Annotated in this window: 23 protein-coding genes, 1 tRNA gene and 1 pseudogene; 12 read left to right on the top strand and 13 right to left on the bottom strand. The window is 60.8% G+C overall.

Annotation, left to right across the window (positions count from 1 at the left end; translation table 11 throughout):
* The first annotated feature begins 10 nt into the window (after positions 1-10).
* The 8 genes from fabI to trpE all read left to right on the top strand — a co-directional run bounded on the left by fabI (position 11) and on the right by trpE (position 7788).
* Positions 11-817, top strand: a complete 807-nt coding sequence (gene fabI, locus CHB75_RS12790) for an enoyl-ACP reductase FabI (RefSeq protein WP_089271062.1) — start codon at positions 11-13, stop codon at positions 815-817.
* Positions 818-823: 6 nt separating this feature from the next.
* Positions 824-1435 carry a LysE family translocator gene (locus CHB75_RS12785; RefSeq protein ID WP_089271060.1) on the top strand — a complete coding sequence of 204 codons (612 nt, stop codon included), beginning with the start codon at positions 824-826 and terminating at the stop codon, positions 1433-1435.
* Between the two features lies 1 nt (position 1436).
* Positions 1437-2048: a LysE family translocator gene (locus tag CHB75_RS12780; protein ID WP_089271058.1), complete on the top strand. Its 612-nt coding sequence runs from the start codon at positions 1437-1439 to the stop codon at positions 2046-2048.
* A gap of 22 nt (positions 2049-2070) precedes the next feature.
* Complete coding sequence (gpt, locus tag CHB75_RS12775; protein WP_089271056.1) at positions 2071-2571, top strand: xanthine phosphoribosyltransferase; 501 nt, start codon at positions 2071-2073, stop codon at positions 2569-2571.
* 2 nt (positions 2572-2573) lie between these two features.
* Positions 2574-3077, top strand: coding sequence for a DUF2127 domain-containing protein (locus CHB75_RS12770; RefSeq protein WP_176439131.1), 504 nt, complete (start codon positions 2574-2576; stop codon positions 3075-3077).
* Positions 3078-3189: 112 nt separating this feature from the next.
* The gene (locus CHB75_RS12765) at positions 3190-4386 is read left to right on the top strand and encodes an aminotransferase (RefSeq protein WP_089271052.1); all 1197 of its coding nucleotides are present in this window, start codon (positions 3190-3192) and stop codon (positions 4384-4386) included.
* A 37-nt stretch (positions 4387-4423) separates the two neighbouring features.
* Positions 4424-6271, top strand: coding sequence for a peptidyl-prolyl cis-trans isomerase (locus CHB75_RS12760; RefSeq protein ID WP_089271050.1), 1848 nt, complete (start codon positions 4424-4426; stop codon positions 6269-6271).
* A gap of 5 nt (positions 6272-6276) precedes the next feature.
* Positions 6277-7788, top strand: a complete 1512-nt coding sequence (trpE, locus tag CHB75_RS12755; protein WP_089271048.1) for an anthranilate synthase component I — start codon at positions 6277-6279, stop codon at positions 7786-7788.
* A 157-nt stretch (positions 7789-7945) separates the two neighbouring features.
* Here trpE and CHB75_RS12750 read toward each other — a convergent pair whose 3' ends face one another.
* Positions 7946-8356, bottom strand: a complete 411-nt coding sequence (locus CHB75_RS12750) for a SufE family protein (RefSeq protein WP_089271046.1) — start codon at positions 8354-8356, stop codon at positions 7946-7948.
* Between the two features lie 128 nt (positions 8357-8484).
* Here CHB75_RS12750 and CHB75_RS12745 point away from each other — a divergent pair, with 128 nt between their 5' ends.
* Positions 8485-9003, top strand: coding sequence for a hypothetical protein (locus tag CHB75_RS12745; protein WP_089271044.1), 519 nt, complete (start codon positions 8485-8487; stop codon positions 9001-9003).
* A gap of 83 nt (positions 9004-9086) precedes the next feature.
* Here the strand turns inward: CHB75_RS12745 and rnd are convergent, their stop codons facing one another.
* Complete coding sequence (gene rnd / locus CHB75_RS12740) at positions 9087-10244, bottom strand: ribonuclease D (RefSeq protein WP_089271042.1); 1158 nt, start codon at positions 10242-10244, stop codon at positions 9087-9089.
* Between the two features lie 343 nt (positions 10245-10587).
* On the opposite strand from rnd, the gene CHB75_RS12735 reads away from it, so the two are divergent.
* On the top strand, positions 10588-10776 hold the full coding sequence (locus tag CHB75_RS12735) for a hypothetical protein (RefSeq protein ID WP_089271040.1): 189 nt from the start codon (positions 10588-10590) through the stop codon (positions 10774-10776).
* On the opposite strand, the gene purN is transcribed toward CHB75_RS12735, so the two are convergent.
* Both purN and purM read right to left on the bottom strand, forming a co-directional pair.
* Positions 10773-11366 (bottom strand): phosphoribosylglycinamide formyltransferase, encoded by a 594-nt coding sequence (gene purN, locus CHB75_RS12730; RefSeq protein WP_089271038.1) that lies wholly within the window; start codon positions 11364-11366, stop codon positions 10773-10775. The two genes, CHB75_RS12735 and purN, sit on opposite strands and share 4 nt — an antisense overlap.
* Positions 11363-12418, bottom strand: coding sequence for a phosphoribosylformylglycinamidine cyclo-ligase (gene purM, locus CHB75_RS12725; RefSeq protein WP_089271036.1), 1056 nt, complete (start codon positions 12416-12418; stop codon positions 11363-11365). Before purM ends, purN begins: the two co-directional genes overlap by 4 nt.
* 196 nt (positions 12419-12614) lie before the next feature.
* Between purM and CHB75_RS12720 the strand changes: the two genes are divergently transcribed.
* A tRNA-Ile gene (locus tag CHB75_RS12720) sits at positions 12615-12688 on the top strand.
* A 164-nt stretch (positions 12689-12852) separates the two neighbouring features.
* Here CHB75_RS12720 and CHB75_RS12715 read toward each other — a convergent pair.
* The 9 genes and pseudogenes from CHB75_RS12715 to arcD form a co-directional block, all read right to left on the bottom strand.
* The gene (locus tag CHB75_RS12715; RefSeq protein WP_245840952.1) at positions 12853-13500 is read right to left on the bottom strand and encodes a DUF1003 domain-containing protein; all 648 of its coding nucleotides are present in this window, start codon (positions 13498-13500) and stop codon (positions 12853-12855) included.
* Between the two features lie 59 nt (positions 13501-13559).
* A complete protein-coding gene (locus CHB75_RS12710; RefSeq protein ID WP_089271032.1) occupies positions 13560-14114 on the bottom strand; it encodes an HdeD family acid-resistance protein in 555 nt (184 codons plus the stop codon).
* Positions 14115-14353: 239 nt separating this feature from the next.
* Positions 14354-16069 carry an IlvD/Edd family dehydratase gene (locus tag CHB75_RS12705; protein ID WP_089271030.1) on the bottom strand — a complete coding sequence of 572 codons (1716 nt, stop codon included), beginning with the start codon at positions 16067-16069 and terminating at the stop codon, positions 14354-14356.
* Between the two features lie 5 nt (positions 16070-16074).
* Positions 16075-16209 (bottom strand): hypothetical protein, encoded by a 135-nt coding sequence (locus CHB75_RS22365; RefSeq protein WP_281253217.1) that lies wholly within the window; start codon positions 16207-16209, stop codon positions 16075-16077.
* A 14-nt stretch (positions 16210-16223) separates the two neighbouring features.
* Positions 16224-16418 (bottom strand): annotated as a pseudogene (locus CHB75_RS22500) (aldehyde dehydrogenase family protein); the annotation flags it as partial.
* A gap of 228 nt (positions 16419-16646) precedes the next feature.
* A complete protein-coding gene (gene arcC, locus CHB75_RS12695; RefSeq protein ID WP_089271026.1) occupies positions 16647-17558 on the bottom strand; it encodes a carbamate kinase in 912 nt (303 codons plus the stop codon).
* A gap of 1 nt (position 17559) precedes the next feature.
* On the bottom strand, positions 17560-18561 hold the full coding sequence (locus CHB75_RS12690) for an ornithine carbamoyltransferase (RefSeq protein WP_089271024.1): 1002 nt from the start codon (positions 18559-18561) through the stop codon (positions 17560-17562).
* Positions 18562-18579: 18 nt separating this feature from the next.
* On the bottom strand, positions 18580-19812 hold the full coding sequence (locus CHB75_RS12685) for an arginine deiminase (protein ID WP_089271022.1): 1233 nt from the start codon (positions 19810-19812) through the stop codon (positions 18580-18582).
* Positions 19813-19836: 24 nt separating this feature from the next.
* Positions 19837-21306, bottom strand: coding sequence for an arginine-ornithine antiporter (arcD, locus tag CHB75_RS12680; protein WP_089271020.1), 1470 nt, complete (start codon positions 21304-21306; stop codon positions 19837-19839).
* 491 nt (positions 21307-21797) lie between these two features.
* On the opposite strand from arcD, the gene CHB75_RS12675 reads away from it, so the two are divergent.
* The gene (locus CHB75_RS12675) at positions 21798-22343 is read left to right on the top strand and encodes a YaeQ family protein (protein WP_089271018.1); all 546 of its coding nucleotides are present in this window, start codon (positions 21798-21800) and stop codon (positions 22341-22343) included.
* Positions 22344-22686 lie beyond the last annotated feature (343 nt).

Here is a 22686-nt window from a genome sequence, read left to right as displayed (position 1 = left end):
GAGTTTCCAGATGTCGAACAATTTGATGACAGGCAAGCGGGGTCTGATCATGGGCCTGGCGAACGACAAGTCCATTGCCTGGGGCATTGCAAAGGCGCTTGGTGATGCCGGTGCGGAACTTGCGTTCTCCTATCAGGGCGATGCTCTCAAGAAACGTGTCGAACCGCTGGCGGCGTCGCTTGGTTCGGACATTGTGCTGCCCTGCGACGTGGGCGACGAAGCATCAATCGACGCTCTGTTCGACTCGCTGAAGGAAAAGTGGGGCACACTGGATTTTGTCGTCCACGCCATCGGCTTCTCGGACAAGAACGAACTGCGCGGTCGTTACGTGGACACCTCGCGCGCCAACTTTACCCTGTCGATGGATATCTCGGTCTACAGCTTTACCGCTGTTGTTCAGCGCGCCGAAAAGATGATGAACAAGGGCGGTTCCTGCCTGACGCTCACCTATTACGGCGCCGAACGGGTTATGCCACACTATAATGTCATGGGTGTGGCCAAGGCCGCGCTTGAGGCGTCGGTGCGTTATCTGGCCGAGGATCTGGGTAAGGACGGCATTCGCGTCAACGCGATCTCTGCCGGACCGATCAAGACGCTCGCGGCGTCCGGCATCGGCGATTTCCGCTACATCATGAAGTGGAACGAATACAATTCACCCCTGCGCCGCAACGTGACGATCGAGGATGTCGGCGGCTCCGCGCTATATCTTCTCTCCGATCTCGGTTCCGGCACCACGGGCGAGGTTCTGCATGTAGATGCCGGATACCACGTCGTTGGGATGAAGGCCGTGGACGCCCCCGATATCACCAAAGGCTAAGCCACGATGATCGACGCGGTGCATCTTGTTGCCTTTAACCTGACGTTGCTCGCGGCGCTGGCCAGTCCCGGTCCGGCGCTGCTTCTCGCCCTTCGCACCACTCTGGTGGCCGGGCCGCGTGCGGGCATCGCCACCGGTGCCGGGCTTGGCCTCATGGCCGCCGCATGGACCGGGGCCGCGCTTTTGGGGCTCGATGCGGTATTCGCGCTTTTTCCCTTTGCCTATGTGGCGATCAAGACAATTGGCGCACTCTATCTGCTCTGGATTGCCTACACCCTGTGGCGCGACGCCAGTCAGCCTCTGGCTGAAAGCGAAAAGCCCCTGCCCCGTGGACGGGCGTTCCGCACCGGTCTTTTGGTCAATCTCGGCAATCCCAAATCCGTGCTCTTCGCATCTGCGGTCCTGCTGGTGATCTTTCCGCCCGATCTGACGATCACATCCAAGGTGCTGATCGTGGCCAACCACTTCGCTGTCGAGCTTGCCGCCTATACCTGCTTTGCCCTCGCACTTGGCACCCCACGCGCTCGCGCCGGATACCTGCGGCTAAAGCCGGTTCTGGATCGTATCGCCGCCAGCGTTTTGGGCCTTCTGGGCCTGCGCCTGCTGGTCTCGCGCTGACATGACGCTCGCGGCATTCCTCACTGTGGTTCTCATTCACCTCGCCGCCGCGATGAGCCCCGGACCCTCCTTTGTTGTCGCCGCCCGCACCGCAGCATCTGAGGGTTTCGGAACCGCCACGGCGCTGGCATTCGGCTTTGGCCTCGGGGCGGCCCTCTGGGCGACGGCTGCCATGGCGGGACTCGCGCTGCTGTTCCAGCTGTTTCCGGCACTTTTCGCCGCGCTCAAGATCGTCGGCGGCGCGTTCCTTGTCTGGATCGCGTTTCAGATGTGGCGCCACGCAGGCGACCCTCTGCAGGACCGCAGGGATCTTGCGCCGCGCAGCACCTTCAGCGCCGTGCGCCTCGGGTTTCTGACCTTTGCGACCAACCCCAAAACGGCTGTCTTCTTTGGCGCGGTTTTCGTGGGCCTCGTTCCGGCGGATACGCCCCTTGCTGCCCGCGCCGCTTTGTTGGCGGCAATCTTCGTGAACGAAACTTTGTGGTATATCGTGGTTGCCCGGCTCTTTTCTCTGCCAAAGGCCCGCGCCACCTATATTCGTGCCAAAGCCTGGATCGACCGCAGCTTTGGCCTGCTCATCGCGGGCTTCGGCCTGAACATTGCCCTCACCTGATCTTGTCCAAGGAACCCCAGCCATGACCGACCGCCTCCCACATGAAAAGGGTTTCCATGTAAGCTGGGACCAACTTCACCGCGACGCACGCGCCCTTGCCTGGCGGCTCCAGGATCACGGCCCCGCCGATACCGGCTGGCGCGCCGTTGTCGCCATCACCCGCGGCGGCATGACCCCGGCGATGATCGTCGCGCGTGAACTTGATATCCGCATCGTCGACACGATCTCGGTGAAATCCTACAATCACCAGACCCAGACCGAACCGAAGGTGATCAAATCCCCCGACATGGAGATCATCGGAGACGGCGCCGGCGTTCTGATCGTGGATGACCTCGTCGACACCGGCCGCACGCTCGAAGTGGTGCGCAAACACATGCCAAAAGCGCATGTTGCCACTGTTTATGCCAAACCCATGGGCCGCCCGATGGTCGATACCTTCGTGACCGAGGTCAGCCAGGACACATGGATCTTCTTTCCCTGGGACATGGCGTTGCAATACGTGGAACCCTACCGCGGCAAGTAGTGATGACGACGGACCTTCAGACCCGGCCGCTGCCCCGCGTCCCCCGCGCGCTGGACGGCATCTATCGCCTTGGTCTGCTGTCCAAGGCCAGCGTTGCCCTGCTACAGTTCTGCGCTGGTCTCGGCCTCTGGCTGGCACCGGCAGGCAGCCTCTCCCATCTGGTGGAGGGGCTGAGCACAGCCCGCCTTCTCCATAGCCCGCTGCATCCGCTGCTGCCCGCCCTGCACCACTGGGCGGCGGCGCTCCCGGACCAGACCAGCACCTTTTACGCGACATATCTCATGGGGCACGGCGCGCTCAGTTGCTGCGTTCTTCTCGCTGTGTTCCTGCGACGGCGCTTTGCCTACCCGGTTGCGATGATGGTCCTCTCCGGATTTGTGATCTACCAGCTTGGCGAATACCTCCAGACCCACGACCCGGCACTGCTGCTCATCACAACCGTCGACCTGATCGTGATATTTTTCATCTCGGTCGAGCGGTTGTTTTCACCATACTCCGGAAACTGAGCGGGAAAATCGCCAAACCTGCGTGACACTGCCCTTCTTCTGTCCATAAATACTCCGGGGAATTCGGGGGCTTGCCCCTCAGTTCCGACATCAACACACAGGACACCGCAAAATGACCAGCCGCACCGCAACGACCTTCCCCCCTCCGGTGATGGAGGCGCGTCGCTGGCTGGACGGCGTGACCTTTTCCGCAGATCGCCCGCTGATCAACGTGAGCCAGGCCGCCCCGGTTGATCCGCCCCCTCCCCAGATGCGTGCCGCCATGGCCGAAATGCTCGAAGATCCGGAAACCCATCTCTACGGACCTGTCCTTGGCCTGCCCGCCCTGCGCGAAGAACTCGCCAGACAATGGGCCGACCATTACGACGGTCCCGCGCGGGCCGATCAGATCGCGATCACCGCGGGCTGTAATCAGGCCTTTGCCGCAACGATCACCGCGCTTTGCAACGAAGGCGACGAGGTTATCCTGCCGACGCCGTGGTACTTCAATCACAAGATGTGGCTCGACATGTCAGGCGTCACCTCGGTTCCGCTGGCCACCGGCGCAGACCTGATCCCCGACGCTGAAAGCGCGCGCAAACTGATCACCGACCGCACCCGCGCCATATCCCTCGTCTCGCCCAACAATCCCGGCGGCGTCGAATACCCCGCCGAAACCCTGCAGGCGTTTTTTGATCTCGCCCGTGAAACCGGGATCAAGCTACTAGTCGATGAAACCTACCGTGATTTCGACAGCCGCCCGACCCCGCCCCACACCCTGCTCAGCAATGACAACTGGGACGACACGCTGATCCAGCTCTATTCTTTTTCCAAGGCCTACCGCCTGACCGGCCACCGTGTCGGTGCAGTCATCGCCCATCCCGGGATCCTGTTCGAAATCGAAAAATTCCTCGACACCGTATCGATCTGCGCCCCCCAACTGGGTCAGCGCGCCGCGCTCTGGGGCCTGCAGAACCTTGGTCAGTGGCTTGCCGGTGAACGGGACGAGATTCTGGACCGTCGCGCAGCGATCACCGACAACATGCCGCTGCTCGAATCCAAAGGCTGGAAACTGATGGGTGTCGGCGCATATTTCGCCTACCTGCAGCACCCCTTTTCCGAAACCTCGGACCGCCTTGCCCCAAAACTTGTGGCCGAAGCCGGTGTGCTGGTCCTGCCCGGCACGATGTTCATGCCCGAGGATGACCCAGAGGGCGGGCGCCAGTTCCGGATCGCCTTTGCCAATGTGGACCGCGCGGGCATCAAACAACTTTTTGACCGGCTCGCAGCGCTTGACTGGCCCCTTGCCCCCCCGCACGGCACCGCATAGACACGGGGCCACAAGAAACCCAAGGAGCGCCGTATTCATGGCATTCAAGGCCCGTAATCTGTCAAAGACCTTTGTCTGGATCATCCTACTGCTGCTGATGGTCGGCCTTGCCGGCTTTGGTGCCACGAACCTGTCGGGCACCGCCCGCAGCATCGGCTCCGTCGGCGACAAGAAGATATCGATCGACGCATATGGCCGCGCCCTGCAAAACGAGCTGCGCGCCATAGAGGCACAGACCGGATCGCCGATGCCCTTTGCTCAGGCCGAGCAGCTGGGATTGTCCCAGCAGGTGCTGGCTCAACTGGTCACGTCCAAGGCATTTGACTACGAAGCGGGCCAGCTTGGCCTGTCGGTCGGGGACGAACAGCTCGCTCAGTCACTCGGCCAGATTTCGGCCTTTCAGGGTGTAAACGGCCAGTTCGACCGCGAGGCCTACCGGTTCGCGCTGCGCAATGCCGGTCTGACCGAAACCGCATTCGAAGAAGAGATGCGCGACGAAACCGCCCGCACCATCCTGCAGGGCGCCGTTCTGGCCGGGACTACGCTGCCTGACACCTATGTCGACACGCTGCTGGCCTATGTCGGTCAAAAACGCGCCTTCACCTATGCGACGCTTGATCAAAGCAGCCTTGAGACCGGCCTGCCTGTTCCCACGGACGAAGAGCTGAAAGCCTATTACGACGCCAATGCAGACCAGTATATGCGGCCCGAAACCAAGGTGATCACCTACGCCTGGATCACCCCCGCGATGATCCTTGATACCGTCGATGTGGACGAAGACGCCCTGCGCGCCGCCTATGAAGAGCGCAGCACGCACTACAACACGCCCGAACGTCGCCTTGTCGAACGTCTTGTCTTTTCTGACGACGCAGCCGCGCAAGAGGCAAAGGCCAGTATTGATGCCGGTGAGACAGACTTTGAAACGCTGGTTGCGGAACGTGGTCTGGATCTGGCCGACATCGACCTTGGCGATGTCACACTCGGTGCCCTTGGGGCCGCTGGCGAAGACATCTTTATCGCAGCCCCCGGAACCTTGGTTGGCCCGCTGCCATCCTCGCTTGGACCGGCACTGTTCCGCGTGAACGGCGTACTTCCGGCGCAGGTTATTCCTTTCGACGAGGCCCGCGACCAGCTGAATGACGAACTCGCGCTCGACCGTGCCCGCCGCGTTGTCGAAACTCAGGCTCAGGGCTACGACGACGAACTTGCCGGGGGTGCCACGCTGGAACAACTGGCCTCGGACACCGAAATGCAGCTGGGCCAGATCGAGTGGGCCGGTGAAGCCGGTGATGGCATAGCCGGATACGACGCTTTCCGCGAAGCCGCGCAGGCGGTTCAGGACGGCGATTTCCCCGTCATCGAACCCTTGGGCGACGGCGGTGTTTTTGCCCTGCGTCTGGACGAGGTGCTTCCCGAAGCGCCGCTGCCTCTGGAGGATGTCATCGATCGTGTCCGTACCGGCTGGGATCGTGAAAAGGCTACGGAATCGCTGACCGAAGCCGCCGAAATGCTCGTGGATCAGGTCGGTGATGGTCAGACGTTCACCGACCTCGGCCTGAACACCACCACAGAGGCCGGCCTGACCCGCGACGCGCGGGTGACGGATCTGCCCCCGGGCCTGCTTTCGGCTGTGTTCGAAATGGAGCCCGCACAGATCCGTGTTCTGCCCGGCAATGGTCAGGTGACTTTGGTGCGACTGGACGAAGTGATCGCCGTTGACCCCGAAGCCGAAGAAAGCAAGGCCCTTGCCGATCAGCTGCGCGAACAGGCGGCGAACGATGTGGCGCAGGATCTTTTCCGCGCGCTGTCTGCCGACATCCAGACCCGCGCAGGGGTGCAGATCAATCAGCAGGCGTTGAACGCCGTACACACGCAGATACCGTAGGACCTATGGCTCTCACACCCGATTACGACAGTTTTGCCAAGGCCTATGAGGCCGGTCAGAACCAGGTCGTCTATGCCCGCCTCGCCGCCGATCTGGACACGCCCGTGTCCCTGATGCTGAAGCTGACGGGCGCGGCCAAGGACGCCTTCATGCTCGAATCCGTGACCGGGGGCGAGGTGCGCGGGCGTTATTCGATCATCGGGATGAAGCCGGATTTGATCTGGCAGTGCCACGGCACCACGGCCCGGCTCAACCGTGAGGCGCGCTATGACGCGGATGCCTATAAGGTTGAGGATAGCGATCCGCTGACGTCACTACGCGCACTGATTGCCGAATCGCGCATCGAACTGCCCGAGGATCTGCCGCAGGCTGCGGCTGGCCTCTTTGGCTATCTCGGCTATGACATGATCCGGCTGATCGAACACCTGCCGGATGTGAACCCGGACCCGCTGGGCCTGCCGGATGCGGTGATGATGCGCCCGTCTGTCGTGGCGGTTCTCGACGGCGTCAAAGGCGAAGTCACTGTGGTTTCCCCCGCATGGGTGAACGATGGTCTTTCGGCCCGCGCCGCCTATGCACAGGCGGCTGAACGTGTGATGGATGCCATGCGCGATCTGGAACGCGCCATGCCGCAGGCCAGCCGCGATCTGGGCGAAGCACAGGAAGTCGGCGCCCCGGTATCGAACTTTACCCACGCCGCCTATAAGGCCGCCGTTGAGACGGCAAAGGGGTATATCCGCCGGGGTGACATCTTTCAGGTGGTCCCATCCCAACGCTGGACGCAGGACTTTCCACTGCCGCCCTTCACATTGTACCGGTCGTTGCGGCGCACAAACCCGTCGCCCTTCATGTTCTACTTCAACTTTGGCGGCTTTCAGGTCATCGGCGCCTCACCCGAAATCCTTGTCCGCGTCTTCGGCAACGAAGTCACGATCCGCCCCATTGCCGGCACCCGCCCCCGTGGCGCGACGCCAGCCGAGGACAAAGCCAACGAGTTGGAACTGCTGGCCGACAAGAAAGAGCTGGCCGAACACCTCATGCTGCTGGATCTGGGTCGCAACGACACCGGCAAGGTCAGCAAGATCGGGACCGTAAAACCGACCGAGCAGTTCATCATCGAACGCTACAGCCACGTGATGCACATCGTGTCCAACGTGACCGGCGAACTGGCCGAGGATCAGGACGCCCTGTCCGCCTTCTTTGCGGGGATGCCAGCCGGCACCGTTTCCGGCGCGCCCAAGGTTCGCGCGATGCAGATCATCGATGAGCTGGAGCCCGAAAAGCGCGGCGTCTATGGCGGCGGCGTGGGATACTTCAGCGCGGGCGGCGACATGGACATGTGCATCGCCCTGCGCACGGCGATCCTGAAGGATCAGAAGCTTTATATTCAGGCAGGTGGCGGCGTTGTCTATGACAGCGACCCAGAGGCCGAGTATCAGGAAACCGTGCACAAATCCAACGCCATCCGCCGCGCAGCAGCCGATGCGGCGCGCTTCACAGGCGGCGGCAACGGCTGAGTCCACGCCAAACGCATAGCGTTCCTGCGCGACGCCGGACCGACGAAAGCCCGGCCCACGCTTCTTCTCTTTCCACATACGGCTTTAAAAATACGGCAGGGAGTGTGACGGGCGCCCCCTCTACTTACGTGCCTTCAACAAGCGCGACGCGCGAAGCTCAGACGGCCTCGGCCGCCTGCATGCGGATGCGTTCAACCATCGCCCGAAGCCCATTGGACCGCTGCGCTGACAGGTGATCGTTCAGCCCAAGCCGCCCCAACTCAGCAGCGGCATCGACCTGGCCGACCTGGTCCAATGGCAGCCCGTCATACAGCCGGTGCAGCACGGCGATCAGACCGCGCACGATCATCGCATCACTGTCCCCCTGAAAATGATATTCACCACCGCTCACCGTCGGATGCAGCCAGACCTGGCTCGCGCAGCCATCCACCTTGGTCGCGGGCACCTTGAGAGCATCCGGCAAAGGCGGCATGGCCTTGCCCAGCTCGATCACGTGCCGATAGCGGTCTTCCCAGTCTTCAAGAAACTCGAAATCCTCGACCACGTCCTCGAATGCTGCCTGGGCCATGAAACCTCTCCTGTATGCTAATCAGTGACCTAAGCACCGCCCCGAAAAAGGTCCAGCCCCGCGCGGAGGCTTTTCAACCGGCGCGCACTGCGCTATCCCTCGACCAGCAGGAAAAAGGCAGTAGTTGCATGATCAAATCCCTCATGATCCTGACGGTTTCAGCAGTTCTGCTGACAGGTTGCGCCACCGTGCGCGACTCCCGGGTCAATCCGTTCAACTGGTTCGGCGGCGCGCGTTCCCAACCCGCTGCGATTCAGGACGCGGACAGTACAACAAACCCGCTGATCCCGGCCAAGCGGGGCAACAGCCTGCTGAGCACCAAGAAACCCGTCGGCCCATATCTCGGCCAACCCATCGCAGAAGTGTCCGAGCTTTTGATAGAGCGGCGGCCTGGCGGGGCAATCATCACGGCAAACGGCGTCGCGGATCGCCTTGGCCCGTTTGATGTGCGTCTTTTGCCCCTGCCCGATGATCAGCCCGGAACGCTCGCATTCATGCTCAGCGCGCTGCAGACAAACGGCCCACGCAATACCAGCGATTGGTCACGCACGGTCACAGTCGCGACTTGGCTGACGGATCAGGAACTTGCCGGTATCCGCACGATTCGCGTCGTCGGCCGCACGAACGAAATGGTCACACGCCGCTAAACACAAGAACCTACGGCAGCAAAGCGCCGTAGGTTCTTGTTCGCTCTCCTGAAAATACGGCTGCTTTGTCTGCGCCGCTATGATCAGATCTCGATCACTTCCACATTCTTGCCCTTGGCCGCCAGCGCGATGCGCCCCTCGCACAGCCTCAGCGCATCCTCGCCAAAGACTTCGCGCCGCCAACCCGTCAGCGCAGGCACGTCCCGCAGGCCCGCCGCAATGGCATCCAGATCCGCCGCCGGCGCGATCAGCTTTGACGCCACCCCCGAACTTTCGGTCTTGGCCTTGAGCAGCACCCGCAGCAGATCCGCCAGCGCCGGGTTCACCTGCATCTTCTCATGACTCAGGTCCACTTCGGGCAGATTCTCTTTCGGACAGTCGACGCCACGCTTGACCGCAGCCAGAATGCCGTCGGCAATCTCACCCTTGCGGGCTTCGCGCAGCAGCAGGCGGGACCGTCCCAGATCCTCGAAGCTCTGTGGCTTGGTCGACGCCAGTTCGACCAGCGCGTCGTCCTTATAGACCCGACTACGCGGAATATTACGTTCCTGCGCATAGATTTCGCGAAAAGTGGCCAGTTCGCGCACGATCGCCAGAAACCGCGGCGCGGTCGAACGCGTCTTGATGCGTTTCCAGGCTTCGGGGGGACGTGTGATATAGGTTTCCGGGTTGGTCAGCAGCTTGATTTCTTCCTCAACCCAGCGATGACGTCCAGATTTTTCCAGCTGGGCAGCAAGGTATTCATAGATTTGCCGCAGATGGGTGACATCAGCCAAAGCATAGGTTTTTTGCGCATCCGACAGCGGACGACGCGTCCAGTCGGTAAAGCGCGAGGATTTGTCCACGCCCTGCTTTGCAATCCGCTTGACCAGAGTCTCGTATCCCGCCTGTTCGCCAAAGCCGCAGACCATCGCCGCAACCTGAGTGTCGAACATCGGATCAGGGATGACGCCATGATCAACGTAAAATATTTCAAGATCCTGCCGCGCTGCGTGAAATACCTTGATGATCGACGTATCCCGAAACAGGTCGAGCAAGGGTTCAAGCGACAGGCCATCTGCCAGCGGGTCGACCAGCACGGCATTGCTGTCATCGGTTCCGGGCAGAGCCAGCTGCACAAGGCAAAGCTTGGAATAATAGGTCCGTTCGCGCAGAAATTCCGTATCCACGGTCACATATGGCTGACCTTTGGCGCTCTCACAGAAAGCTGCCAGATCCGTCGTCGTCGTTATCGTCTTCATTCGGGCTCCGGCCGGTTGTCTTTTTCGTTTACAAACCCGTCCTATACCCTTGTTGCCCATAGATCAAAGCACTGTGCTGGGAAAGCGACGCACATCGTTGAAGGTTCATGGTTTATTTTCGCCCATGCGCAGAAAGCGGTCGTTGGTACATGTCTGAAATAATCACGAGTATCGGTGCTGCTTCCGCAGGGCGTAACACTCGGAAATGGTCCGTCCTGTGCATTTCGCAGACCGCACCGTCACATCACAATTTGTGATTTACTATACACCAAGTATTCATTTTCCTAATATCTTTCCGCTTGCTATATCCGGATCATAAATTCATGGTTTCGGAGATACCCCCATGACCACTCTTGATCTTCACATCGCCCGCCCGACCCACACCTCTGTGGATCGCTCGACCGTGACTGCCGTCCTGACCGCAGTCGCTCTTGTTCTGTTGATGGGTGTTCCCGCCCTGATCGCCCCTGCCTCGGAAATCGCGGCAGACGGGTGGCACGGCAACGCAGCCGCGTCCGTCAGCCTGCGCTAAGGCAGACGGACCAGCGTCCGGTCACCGGCCGCAAACCGGCGCAGGACAGCCGGATAGAGCAAATGCTCCATGACAAGGACACGCGCGGCCAAGGTTTCGGGCGTGTCATCCGCTTTCACCGGCACGATCGCCTGACCCAGAATCGGACCTTCGTCCAGCTCCGGCGTCACTTCGTGCACAGTACAGCCGTGCTGCGCATCGCCCGCTTCAAGCACGCGCGCGTGGGTATGCAGCCCGCGATATTTCGGCAGCAGTGACGGGTGGATGTTCAGCATCCGACCCTGCCAGCGCCGCACAAATCCTTCGGTCAGCACCCGCATGAACCCGGCAAGACAGATGATATCCGGCTTGGCCAGAAGCAGCCGTTCATGCAGGGCATCTTCGAACGCGGCGCGGTCGCCCTTGAACGGGCGGTGATCGATGAAATCCGCCTCGATCCCCATCGCGCGCGCCTTGTCCAGACCACCCGCATCCGCGCTGTTGGCCATCACCAGCACCGGGCGCGCCGGATGATCACCGGTCATGCTCTGGGCAAGGGCCACCATGTTGGAGCCGCCGCCCGAAAGCAGAATCGCAACCCGTTTGCTCACCCAAGATCGCCCGAATACTGCACGCCCGGCGTCGCGGTGACATAGCCCAGCGGTATGACGGTTTCACCTTCTTCGGCCAGTAGCGCGGTCAACGCCTCGGCACGGTCCGCAGCAACCACCGCGATCATGCCAACGCCACAATTGAAGGTCTTGAGCAGTTCGCTCTGTGCCATGCCACCCGTTTCCGCCATCCAGGCAAAGACCGGTGGCAGCGTCCAGGCGTCCAGATAGATCGTGGCACCCAGACCTTCGGGCAGGACACGGGGCAGGTTTTCGGTCAGACCGCCACCAGTGATATGGGCCAGCGCATGAACGCCGCCCGCCTTGACCGCAGCCAGCGCCTGACGGACATATAGCCGCGTCGGGGTCAGCAGTTCCGCGCCAAGGCTCTGATCGGACCATGGGCAATCCGCATCCCAGCCCAGCCCTGAAACCTCGACCAGTTTGCGCACCAGCGAATAGCCGTTGGAATGCACCCCATCCGAGGCAAGCCCCAGCAGAACGTCACCCTCGCCAACCCCGGCGGGCAGGTCGCTCCCGCGTTCCATCGCGCCGACCGCAAAACCGGCAAGGTCAAAGTCACCGGCAGGATACATCCCCGGCATCTCGGCCGTCTCGCCACCGATCAGGGCACAGCCCGAGCGTACGCAGCCTTCGGCAATGCCCTCGATCACGCGCGCGGCAGTCTCCGTGTCGAGCTTTCCTGTAGCAAAATAGTCCAGGAAAAACAGTGGCTCAGCGCCCTGACACACCAGATCGTTGACGCACATCGCAACAAGGTCGATGCCGACGCCATCCACATGGCCGGTGTCGATCGCGATGCGCAGCTTGGTGCCAACGCCGTCGGTTGCGGCAACCAGAACCGGGTCGGAATAGCCGGCCCCTTTCAGGTCGAACAACGCGCCAAAGCCGCCAAGACCCGACATCACACCCGGGCGCACTGTGCGCTTAGCTGCGGGCTTGATCCGTTCGACCAGCGCATTGCCCGCGTCGATGTCCACACCCGCATCGGCATAGGTGATGCCGTTCTTGCCGTTCTCTTCGTCGCTCATGACGCACCTTTCGACAGATTTTGCGCTGCTTTACCCCGCGACGCGACCAAAGGAAACAGCGAAGGTGCAGACTGCCCCCCCTGTTTGCACCCTACCCCGTCCCTTGCCTACCGACCGGGCGACAGCCAAAGGTGCAGCGTATCCGAATTTTCACTTGGCCTCGGCCTCGGCTCGGTTTAACAGATCCACACTCCGTGGGTGGTTAGCTCAATTGGTTAGAGCAGAGCGCTCATAACGCTTTGGTTGCGGGTTCGAGTCCCACACCACCTACGGAAGTTACCGGCAGCGCATGGCGATACGGCCTGAAGGCGAGCACACAATGCCCCCTTTCAGAAAAGTGTTCTGCGGGCAAAGCCTGGCAAAACCGCCCCCCTGCCCGTTTTTCGTCGGGACCATCTCAGACACCGAAGACAACACGCAAAATCTCGGCCCGGTCATCGGCGGTCGTCGGCGCGTTCCTCAAGCAGTTCAATCTGGATCCGCTGCATTTCCGCCAGACGATCCCATTGTTCGGCCAGTTCGTGGTCCATCTTTTCGTGCAACTGACGAATTTCCAGTTCCGCCTTGAGGTTGACGCGATAGTCATTCTCCGACCGCCGCCGGTCCTTTGTCTCCTGCCGTCTCTGGCTCATCATGATGATCGGCGCCTGTATTGCTGCTATGCTCGACAGGACAAGGTTCAGCAGGATGAAAGGATAGGGATCGAACGGTTGCGCCAACAGGCTGGCCGCATTCAGCGTCATCCAGCCGATCAGGACGACCGCGAAAAGGATGATGAATGTCCAGCTGCCGCCAAAGCTGGCCACACGGTCAGCCATACGTTCACCGAAACTCGCTTCTGTGTCATCCTCTTCGGCAAGGTTCTGGGTGATGAGCTGCCCGGTCTTCAGGCTGTTGACCACCTCACGCTCCAGCGCGCCCAGCTCCCCACGTTCACGTTCCAGCAGGGATTCGACATAGGCGCTGCGAAAGGTCGACAGATCATTGCGGCAGATTGACTTGCCCAGCTCCCAGCCGGGATATGCCTGGGCGATCAGATCCGAAACGCCGGGCCGCACCGCGCCAAAGGGACGTGTGTCCACCGGCGCAAAGGATCCACCGCAAATATGACAGGTGATTTTCGGCTTTACCGCAGGGGTGTTCATCGTGCGACCGGGAACCGCGCCAGAAGAAGCAGCGACAGCCCCGTGGACAGGAAGTTCAGGCCAACCATGAAGCCGATGACCCAACGTGCCGCGTCGGTCCAGGCGATCAAAAGGGCCATGCCCAGAACAAAGGAACAGACGCCGCTGAAGATGATCCAGCGCCAGTTGCTAACTTGCCCGCGCAGACGCAGGCCCAACAGGATGGTCACGATGCCTTCGAGCAGAAAGACAGTGATCAGCGCCCCCGTCAGAACCGCCGCCCCGGCTCCGGGCAGCAGGACAAAGGCAATTCCCGCAACCAGCACAGCGACGAACCCGGCCGCGATCAACCGCCATTCGGAAAAGGCACGAAAGCTGCTGGCAAACATCAGGCCCGCCAGTCCCCAGACGATCAGCAGCCAGGCGACAAGCTGTTCCACAACCATCGTGGCGACGCCGGGTGCGACAATGGCCGCCAGCCCCAGTGCGGCAAAGATCACACCGGTGATGCGAAACCCACGTCTGATCCGGTTTTCGATCTGCAGGGGGCTTTCGTAATCCGGTGCGGACATGACGCGTTACTCCATTGTATGGCTGCGATTCGAGGGACCATTTTCATCATTCAGCCAGCGGCGCCTTTGTGCAAACCCTACCTTAAATCCAGAACTGCTTTGGTGCCCTGCCAAGGCAAACCAACGGCATTTCACAGGCGCAACCGTGGACCGGCGGATGCGCAGCACTCTGCCGCAAATGACCGTGATCAGATCAACCACGCTCTGTGACCTGGCAATTCGCGCGTATCTGTAACCGCTCAGGATTCCGCGATCGGTTGCAGGAATGCGAAATCACATCCCTCATCCGCCTGCAGCACCTCGGATGCATAGAGCCGGTCATAGCCGCGCCGCTGTTCGGGCGGGACAAGGGGGCTGCTCCATTCAGACCGGCGCCGCGCCAACTCGTCCTCATCCACCAGCAGTTCGATCCGCTTACCGCTGACCGACAGCCGGATCCGGTCGCCATTGCGCACCAGCGCCAGCGGCCCGCCGGTCGAAGCTTCGGGCGCAACGTGCAGGATGATGGTCCCAAAGGCGGTGCCGGACATGCGCGCATCGGAAATGCGGATCATGTCCTTCACCCCCTGCGCCGACAGTTTTTTCGGGATCGGCAGATAACCGGCCTCGGGCATGCCAGACGCGCTTTTCGGTCCGGCGTTCTGCAGCACCATAATGTCGTCAGCGGTAATGTCGAGGTCAGGGTCGTCTACCCGGGCGGCAAGATCTTCGAGCGAGGAAAATACCACGGCCCGGCCCTCCTTCTCGAACAGGGTCTTGTCAGCGGCGGACCGTTTCAGAATCGCCCCGCGCGGCGCGAGATTGCCAAACAGCGCCACCAGCCCGCCCTGCGGTTCCAGCGGTGCCTCGGCGGTCGCAATCACCCGCCGATCAATATACCCCGGGTCCTGCTCCAGCCGGTCCCCCAGCGTTTCACCGGTGACCGAGATCGTGTCGAGATGCAGCAAGGGGCGCAATTCACGCAGCACCGCACCGACGCCCCCGGCGAAAAAGAAATCCTCCATGTAATGCGCACCGACCGGTTTCAGGTTGACCAGAACCGGCGTGTCGTCGCTAAGCGCATTCAACCGGTCTAGCGATATTTTGATGCCCAGACGCCCCGCGATAGCCGTGAGGTGGATGATGGCATTGGTCGACCCACCCAGCGCCAGCAGAACGCGCAGGGCATTTTCCACAGACTTTTCGGTGATGATCTGGCTGGGTCTGATCGGCGATCCGATCATCTGCGCAGCCGCCCGCCCCGATGCTTCGGCGGCGCGCAACCTGTCTGCATGAACCGCCGGAATCGCCGCCGTCCCCGGCAGGCTCATGCCAAGCGTTTCGGCGATGCAGGCCATGGTCGATGCGGTCCCCATCACGGCACAGGTGCCGGATGTGGTGGCCAGCCGCCCCTCGATATCATCGATCTGTTCGGCTGACACCTCGCCCGCGCGATACTTGCCCCAGAAACGGCGGCAATCGGTGCAGGCCCCCAGACGTTCCTCGCCATAGCGCGATGTCATCATCGGTCCGGCCACCAGCTGCACGGCAGGCAGATCGGCCGATGCGGCCCCCATCAACTGTGCCGGCACCGTCTTGTCGCAGCCCCCCATCAGCACCACCGCATCCATCGGCTGGGCACGGATCATCTCTTCGGTGTCCATGGCCATCAGGTTGCGGAATTTTAGTGATGTCGGCGACAGGAACACCTCGCCCAGCGATATGGTGGGGAATTCAATCGGCAGCCCGCCACCCAACAACACGCCCCGCTTCACCGCCTCCAGCAGTTCGGGGAAATGCCGGTGGCAGTTGTTGAAGCCGGAAAACGAATTGGCGATGCCGACGATGGGCTTTTTCAGCACCTCACGCGAATACCCCATCGACGCCGCAAAAGAGTTGCGCAGATAGACCGAGAAATCCTTGTCGCCATAATTCGTCAGGCCCCGTGCAAAGCCCTGTGCGTCCTGCTCATCCATGTTGCTCACTCCACCGCGGCCAGTTTCATCTTGATATACTCCGGTTCAGGGTCGTCGTGCAGGCCAATTGAACCAGCTTCCCCGCCCACACCGCCTTGCTTGATGCCGCCGAACGGCGCCTTTGCTGTGGCAAGCAGCATTTCGTTGCCCCCACCACGCCAACCTCCAGATCCTCGGTCGCGCGCGCCGCCACGCTCAGGCTGTTGGAAAACACATACCCGGCACGCCCGAACGGCAGCGCAGCGGCGCGGGTCATCACCTCGTCATATGACAAAAATCCGGTGATCGGCGCAATGGGACCAAAGGGTTCTTCCTGCATCACGCGGGCATCGCCGGGCACATCGCCCAGAACCCTCGGCTAACAGATGAAACCACTTTTGCGGTCCTTGGGTCGCGCGCCCTTTGCCCACAGCCTCGCCCCGCTGTCCTGCGCGTCGACCGTCGGCTCTGGTGACAGGGCCGTCCTCCTTTGTGGATCATTGCAGACCCAGCTTGGCACATCGATGCCGTCGGGGGGCGGTCCCATCATGAAAATCGGGGGGCGACATAATTTGGCGGAGGAGAAAGCCGTTTTCCTTTACTTCGCGCTCTCGATCCGCGTGCCGGCTTGGCCATCGAGAATGCCCAAGGCATCTTCAAGCTGCCCGATTCCAGTGAAGCCACCGGCAAGTGCAAAGTCACACCCTGCGCTAAGTTTCGGGCCCATCGAACCGGCAGGGGCACCAAGCGCATCGGCCTCGGGCGGGGTCAGATGGGCGATGCGCCTGGCCGAATCGGTGCCGAAATCGCGATAAACGCCGTCGACATCGGTCAGCAGCAAAAGCGCATCCGCGCCCAGTTGCCGCGCCAGCAAGGCGCTGGCGGCATCCTTGTCGATCACCGCCTCGACCCCGACAAGGCTGCCATCATCGCGCTGGATGACGGGAATGCCCCCGCCGCCCGCGCAAATGATAATGACCCCCTGATCCAAAAGCAGCTTCAGCACAGGTATGTGGGGAATATTGAGTGGCCTGGGCGAGGCGACGACACGGCGCCATTTGCTCCCATCCGCGGCAATCGCCCAGCCCGCGGCCTTGGCGCGCGCTTCGGCCTCTTCGCGCTCATAAACCGGTCCGACAAATTTCGTCGGTTTGCCAAAGGCCGGATCGCTGCGATCCACCAGAACCTGCGTCAAAAGCGTCGCCACCGGCCGATCATGGCCAAGAGCATTTTCCAGTTCCTGTTCGATCATGTAACCGATCATGCCCTCGGTTTCGGCCCCCAGCACGTCCAGCGGATAGGCCTCGTCGGGTTTGTAAGATGCCCCCTGCAGTGCCAGCAGCCCGACCTGAGGCCCGTTACCGTGGGTGATCACCAGCTGATGCCCCGCGCGCACGACCGCGGCCAGGGCCACGGCCGCGCGTTTCACATTGGCACGCTGCGCCTGCGCCGTCATGGGCTCGCCGCGTCTAAGCAAGGCGTTGCCCCCAAGAGCCGCCACCACCAGCATCTCAGGCGCCGAGCGTGGCGACCAGCACCGCCTTGATCGTGTGCAACCGGTTCTCGGCCTGATCGAATACGATCGATGCGGGGCTTTCGAACACCTCCTCGGTCACTTCCATGGCAGAGATGCCGAACTCGGCCTCGATTTCGGCACCCACCGTCGTTTCCGTATTATGAAAGGCCGGCAGACAATGCATAAAGCGTATCCGCGGATTTCCGGTTTTCGCCATCAACTCCGCGTTCACCTGATAAGGTGTCAGCAGCTTGATGCGCTCGGCCCATTTCTCTTTCGGCTCGCCCATCGAGACCCAGACATCGGTGTAGACGAAATCAACGCCCTTCACCGCCGTGTCGATGTCATCGCTGATCATGATCCGCGCGCCGGTCTCCTTGGCCAAGGCATGCGCCTCGTCTTGGATCGCCTGCGTGGGCCAGCATTCCCTGGGCGCACACAGCCGCACATCCATGCCCATCTTGGCACCGCCAATCAGCAGGCTGTCGCCCATGTTGTTGCCCGCATCGCCGATAAATACGTAAGAGACCTGGTGCAGCGGCTTTTCGATATGTTCCTGCATGGTCAGGAAATCTGCCAGAATCTGGGTCGGATGAAATTCGTTGGTCAGCCCGTTATAGACCGGAACACCGGAATACTTCGCCAGATCTGACACAATCTCCTGACCGAAACCGCGATATTCGATCGCGTCGTAGATCCGGCCCAGAACCCGCGCGGTATCCTTGACAGATTCCTTGTGGCCAATGTGGTTGCCACTCGGACCAAGATAGGTGACGCGCGCGCCCTGGTCATAGGCAGCCACCTCAAATCCCACTCGGGTGCGGGTCGAATCCTTTTCGAAAATCAGGGCGATGTCTTTGCCTTGCAAACGCGGCACCTCGGTACCGGCGTATTTTGCGGTCTTGAGGTCCGCCGCCAGTTTCAGAAGGAATCCGATTTCGCGCGGAGTATAATCGCGCAATGTCAGAAGGCTGCGGTTTTTCAGATTGAACGCCATGTGAGCGATCCTTTCAAATCAGACGGCATCGCGGATGGTCGGGCAGCTCATGCAATGCCCACCGCCCCGGCCCCGGCCAAGCTCGGCCCCCGGCATCGCCAGAACCTCGATCCCGGCGGCCTTGAGGGCTGCGTTGGTATCATCGTTGCGGTCATAGCCGACCACCACGCCGGGACGCAGCGCCAGCACGTTGTTTCCATCGTTCCATTGTTCGCGGGCGCGCTCTTCTTCGGTGTTGCCACCAGTCGGCACGATTTGCAGTTTCTTGTAGCCCAGCACCTCAGCGACAATGTCAAAGATCGGGCGCGGGTCGTGGCGAAAGGCCAACGGGGCGTCACCCTCGCCGGGTCGGATATCGTAGCAGATCAGCTCATCCGCGACCTCCTTGAAGGTCGTCACCACATCGCCTCCACATAGGGTAAAGATGGTATCAAGATGCATCGCCGCGCGTGATTTCGGTATGCGGAACGCCAGCACGCGGTCCACGACCCCTTTGGCAAACAGCGCCTCGGCCAGTTGGCCGATCGCCTGTGGCGATGAACGTTCACCCATCCCGACCAGCACGGTGCGGTTGCCTACCGGCATCACATCGCCCCCCTCCAGCGTCGCCAGACCATGCTCCCTTGTGGGGTCGCCCCAGTGGATGGTCACTTTGCCTGCGAATTTCGGGTGGTATTTGTAGATCGCGGTATTGAGCAATGTCTCGGGCCGTCTTGCGGCCCAATACATCGGGTTGACCGTCACGCCGCCATAGATCCAGGCAGAATTATCGCGCGTGAACAGCGCGTTGGGCAGCGGTGGCAGGATAAGGCCGTGATGCCCGAGATAGCTGCCAAACAGGTTCTTGGGCGTGAATGGCAAATCATCGGTCGCCAACCCGCCCAGCAGATATTCCCCCAGTTGAGCACCGGAAAGCGAGTCCATCCAGACCCGCAATTCCCTTTGCATGCCCACGCCGACATGATCCGGCGTCACCCGATGATCCAGCACAAAGGCACGCCCCGCTGCAATCTCCATCGTTTCGGCCAGAAGATCGTTGACGTCCAGCACCTCGACCCCTTCATCGCGCATCAGGCCGGCAAAGACGTCATGGTCCTTCTGAGCCTGCTTCACCCAGAAAACGTCGTCAAATAATAGCTCTTGGCAGTTCGACGGCGTCAGTCGACGGTGCGCCAGACCGGGGCGGCAGACAATGACCTGCCGCAACTTGCCGGTTTCGGAATGGACACCCAGAGTCGTATTGCTCGTCATCTTGTTGCTCCAAATTGTCCGGGATTACAGCGCACTGATCGCGCCCGTCCACATTTCATATGCGGCGATGAGCGCTGCGATGACGATGCCAACGCCGAGCCAGGCTTCGATGCCCGAGAAAGCCTTTTCGCCGTTTTTGGCGCGCGCATACCAATAGATCGGCACGCCCGCGGCATATAGAATGGCACACATCAAAAGGTAGGCCGGGCCCGCCGCATAGACCAGCCATGCGCCGTAAACCGTGGCCAGCCCACCATAGAACATGTCGCGGCCACGGCGCTCACCTGCGTTGTAGCCCTCACCACTCAGCGCCAGTTTGAACGCATAAGCACCCGACAGCACATAGGGCACCAGAATGGCAGTCGAGGCGATGTAGAACAGCGCAAGGTAGGTTGAGTTTGCATAGAGCGTGACGATCAAAAAGATCTGCACGAATATGTTGGTGATCCACAGCGCCCCGGCGGGCGAGCCATGCTTGTTCTCGGTGGCAAACACGGCCGGCAGCATGCCCTCCTTGGCCGCGCGAAAGGGGATTTCCGCAGCAAACACCGTCCAACTCAGGAATGCCCCCGCGACCGAGACCACAAGCCCGATGCGCACGACGACCGAACCCCAGGGACCGACCGCTTGTTCAAGCACATTTGCCATCGAGGCCGCAGCCGGAAGGCCCGCCAGTTCCGCCTGACTCATCAGGCCAAACGACAAAAGCGACACCAGCAGGTAGACCGAAAGGGCAATAACAAAGCCGATGATCGTGGCGCGACCGATATCTGCGCGGTTCGCGGCACGCCCCGACACGACGCTGGCCCCCTCAATCCCGATAAAAACCCAAAGCGTGACCAGCATGGTGCTTTGGACCTGCGCCATGATGCCGCCCAGATCCGGCGTCTGCATACCCCAGAAGTCAAAGCTGAATTTCGGCATGTTGAATGCGACGGCCACAAGCACCACGAACAGCGCGATTGGCGCCAGCTTGGCGATGGTGGTGACAACGTTGATGATCGCCGCCTGCCGGATGCCCATCAGGACCAGCGCATGGGTGACCCAAAGGACAACCGACGCACCGATGATGGCCTGCACCGTGTTTCCTTCCTCGCCGAAGGCCGGATAGAAATAACTCATCGCACCGAAGATCAGCACGACATAGGACACGTTGCCCAGCCAAGCGCTCAGCCAATAGCCCCACGCGCTGTTGAAACCGACGAAATCACCAAAACCGGCGCGCGCATAGGCATATGGCCCGGCATCAAGCTGCGGTTTGCGCGTTGACAGGCCCTGATAGACAAAGGCCAGCGCCAGCATGCCAATGCCAGTAATCAACCAGCCAATGATAACGGCGCCCGGAGAGGCACCTTTGGCCATGTTCTGCGGCAAGCTGAAGATACCGCCGCCGATCATCGATCCAACGACCAACGCGGCCAATGGCACCAAACCCAGTTTTCGGGGGGTCTTTTCTGCCGCCACTGAAGACTGAGTCGTTTCTGTAACGCTCATAATCGCAATCCTTCGATCAACGTTGATATGCCGATGCTCACGGGCATTTTCCCCAGACTTTGTGGGCCAGACCTCAGTCAGGTCCGGCTACTCATGGCACTCCGCCTGGGACCCATCGAACTCCGATATGCGCCACGCTAAGCCGCGCAGCCCCGCCGCGCGTTGACGCATATCAAGGGTTGGGATGATTGCGCCGACCACGCATATGGCATGCGCCGTTCGCCGATGATCCCAGCCAGTGGCGCAATGGCCGATCTGGGCAGTCCCACACAAAGATCCCTCAGAAACAGCACACCGCCGGGTCCCTGAAACGGCCGCGCCACGGCAATGCGGGTGCTTTTGTCATGCGGGCCAACCGCCCTGCCTCGGCAGGTCAAACAACCTGACGAAACCTGTCTGGCGCCCTTTTATTTGTGGGCTTTCCGTTATCTGCTTTCACAAGGTCACCAGACGCATTAGGCATCCCTATCTTCGTAATTCCAGGACAAATCATGGCGCAAAAAGCCACTATTTATAAAGTTGAACTTTCCGTTTCCGACATGGATCGTCACTATTATGAAACTCATAAACTGACCGTTGCCAAACATCCCTCAGAGACGGATGAACGGCTGATGGTGCGCATTGTCGCTTTTGCGCTGAATGCCCATGAGCATCTGGAAATGACCAAGGGCCTTTCAACGGATGACGAACCGGACATCTGGCAAAAAAGCCTTAGCGGTGAGCTTGATGTCTGGGTGGCTCTGGGCCTCCCAAGCGAGAAGGTGATGCGTCAATCCTGTGGCAAAGCCGACAGGGTGATTGTCTATCCCTATGGCGGCAGAACCGCCGAGATGTGGTGGGACAAGATCAAGAACAGCACCACCCGTTTTGACAATCTTCAGGTGGTGAATTTTTCCGAGACCGACACAGGCGCACTGGCAAAACTGGCAAGCCGCGCGATGAAGCTTCAGGTGAATATTCAGGACGGCGATGTGATGGTCAGCGTCGATGACAGCGTCGTTTACGTCACCCCGATAAAATGGAAAAGTGCCGCGTAATTCACGCATGCGCTGCGCAAAGACGGGTTTGAATTGCTCAGTGCTGGCCGCCTCAGGCATGTATCACTCACCAATGCTTGGCACCATGATGTGCCCGCCCCGAACATCGACATGGGCCATGACCACCAGCAGGATCAGGCCCCCGGCACGGACATGGCAACAGGCTTGTCCAAATCCCGCAATTACAGGGCCGACTGGCACAGTCGCAAGTCTGCATCATTTGCCCCGCAACCCTATCGGTTTTGCATCAGCTCGGGCACTGATGCAGTGTCCGGCTCTGGGCAGGTTCCGCCCAGTTCACCTTGCGCTCCAAGCAAAAGGCCGAAGCGATTTCTCGCCCCGG

Source organism: Puniceibacterium sediminis (assembly GCF_900188035.1).
Taxonomy (GTDB): Bacteria; Pseudomonadota; Alphaproteobacteria; order Rhodobacterales; family Rhodobacteraceae; genus Puniceibacterium; species Puniceibacterium sediminis.
The sequence above is the reverse complement of the archived record's forward strand: the minus strand, read 5'-3'. Positions and strand labels throughout refer to the sequence as shown.

What these genes read in the sequence shown, in the direction of transcription:
- fabI (WP_089271062.1), top strand. Translation starts at nt 11, where the DNA reads ATGTCGAACAATTTGATGACAGGCAAGCGGGGTCTGATCATGGGCCTG.
- CHB75_RS12785 (WP_089271060.1), top strand. Translation starts at nt 824, where the DNA reads ATGATCGACGCGGTGCATCTTGTTGCCTTTAACCTGACGTTGCTCGCG.
- CHB75_RS12780 (WP_089271058.1), top strand. Translation starts at nt 1,437, where the DNA reads ATGACGCTCGCGGCATTCCTCACTGTGGTTCTCATTCACCTCGCCGCC.
- gpt (WP_089271056.1), top strand. Translation starts at nt 2,071, where the DNA reads ATGACCGACCGCCTCCCACATGAAAAGGGTTTCCATGTAAGCTGGGAC.
- CHB75_RS12770 (WP_176439131.1), top strand. Translation starts at nt 2,574, where the DNA reads ATGACGACGGACCTTCAGACCCGGCCGCTGCCCCGCGTCCCCCGCGCG.
- CHB75_RS12765 (WP_089271052.1), top strand. Translation starts at nt 3,190, where the DNA reads ATGACCAGCCGCACCGCAACGACCTTCCCCCCTCCGGTGATGGAGGCG.
- CHB75_RS12760 (WP_089271050.1), top strand. Translation starts at nt 4,424, where the DNA reads ATGGCATTCAAGGCCCGTAATCTGTCAAAGACCTTTGTCTGGATCATC.
- trpE (WP_089271048.1), top strand. Translation starts at nt 6,277, where the DNA reads ATGGCTCTCACACCCGATTACGACAGTTTTGCCAAGGCCTATGAGGCC.
- CHB75_RS12750 (WP_089271046.1), bottom strand. Translation starts at nt 8,356, where the DNA reads ATGGCCCAGGCAGCATTCGAGGACGTGGTCGAGGATTTCGAGTTTCTT.
- CHB75_RS12745 (WP_089271044.1), top strand. Translation starts at nt 8,485, where the DNA reads ATGATCAAATCCCTCATGATCCTGACGGTTTCAGCAGTTCTGCTGACA.
- rnd (WP_089271042.1), bottom strand. Translation starts at nt 10,244, where the DNA reads ATGAAGACGATAACGACGACGACGGATCTGGCAGCTTTCTGTGAGAGC.
- CHB75_RS12735 (WP_089271040.1), top strand. Translation starts at nt 10,588, where the DNA reads ATGACCACTCTTGATCTTCACATCGCCCGCCCGACCCACACCTCTGTG.
- purM (WP_089271036.1), bottom strand. Translation starts at nt 12,418, where the DNA reads ATGAGCGACGAAGAGAACGGCAAGAACGGCATCACCTATGCCGATGCG.
- CHB75_RS12710 (WP_089271032.1), bottom strand. Translation starts at nt 14,114, where the DNA reads ATGTCCGCACCGGATTACGAAAGCCCCCTGCAGATCGAAAACCGGATC.
- CHB75_RS12705 (WP_089271030.1), bottom strand. Translation starts at nt 16,069, where the DNA reads ATGGATGAGCAGGACGCACAGGGCTTTGCACGGGGCCTGACGAATTAT.
- CHB75_RS22365 (WP_281253217.1), bottom strand. Translation starts at nt 16,209, where the DNA reads ATGCTGCTTGCCACAGCAAAGGCGCCGTTCGGCGGCATCAAGCAAGGC.
- arcC (WP_089271026.1), bottom strand. Translation starts at nt 17,558, where the DNA reads ATGCTGGTGGTGGCGGCTCTTGGGGGCAACGCCTTGCTTAGACGCGGC.
- CHB75_RS12690 (WP_089271024.1), bottom strand. Translation starts at nt 18,561, where the DNA reads ATGGCGTTCAATCTGAAAAACCGCAGCCTTCTGACATTGCGCGATTAT.
- CHB75_RS12685 (WP_089271022.1), bottom strand. Translation starts at nt 19,812, where the DNA reads ATGACGAGCAATACGACTCTGGGTGTCCATTCCGAAACCGGCAAGTTG.
- arcD (WP_089271020.1), bottom strand. Translation starts at nt 21,306, where the DNA reads ATGAGCGTTACAGAAACGACTCAGTCTTCAGTGGCGGCAGAAAAGACC.
- CHB75_RS12675 (WP_089271018.1), top strand. Translation starts at nt 21,798, where the DNA reads ATGGCGCAAAAAGCCACTATTTATAAAGTTGAACTTTCCGTTTCCGAC.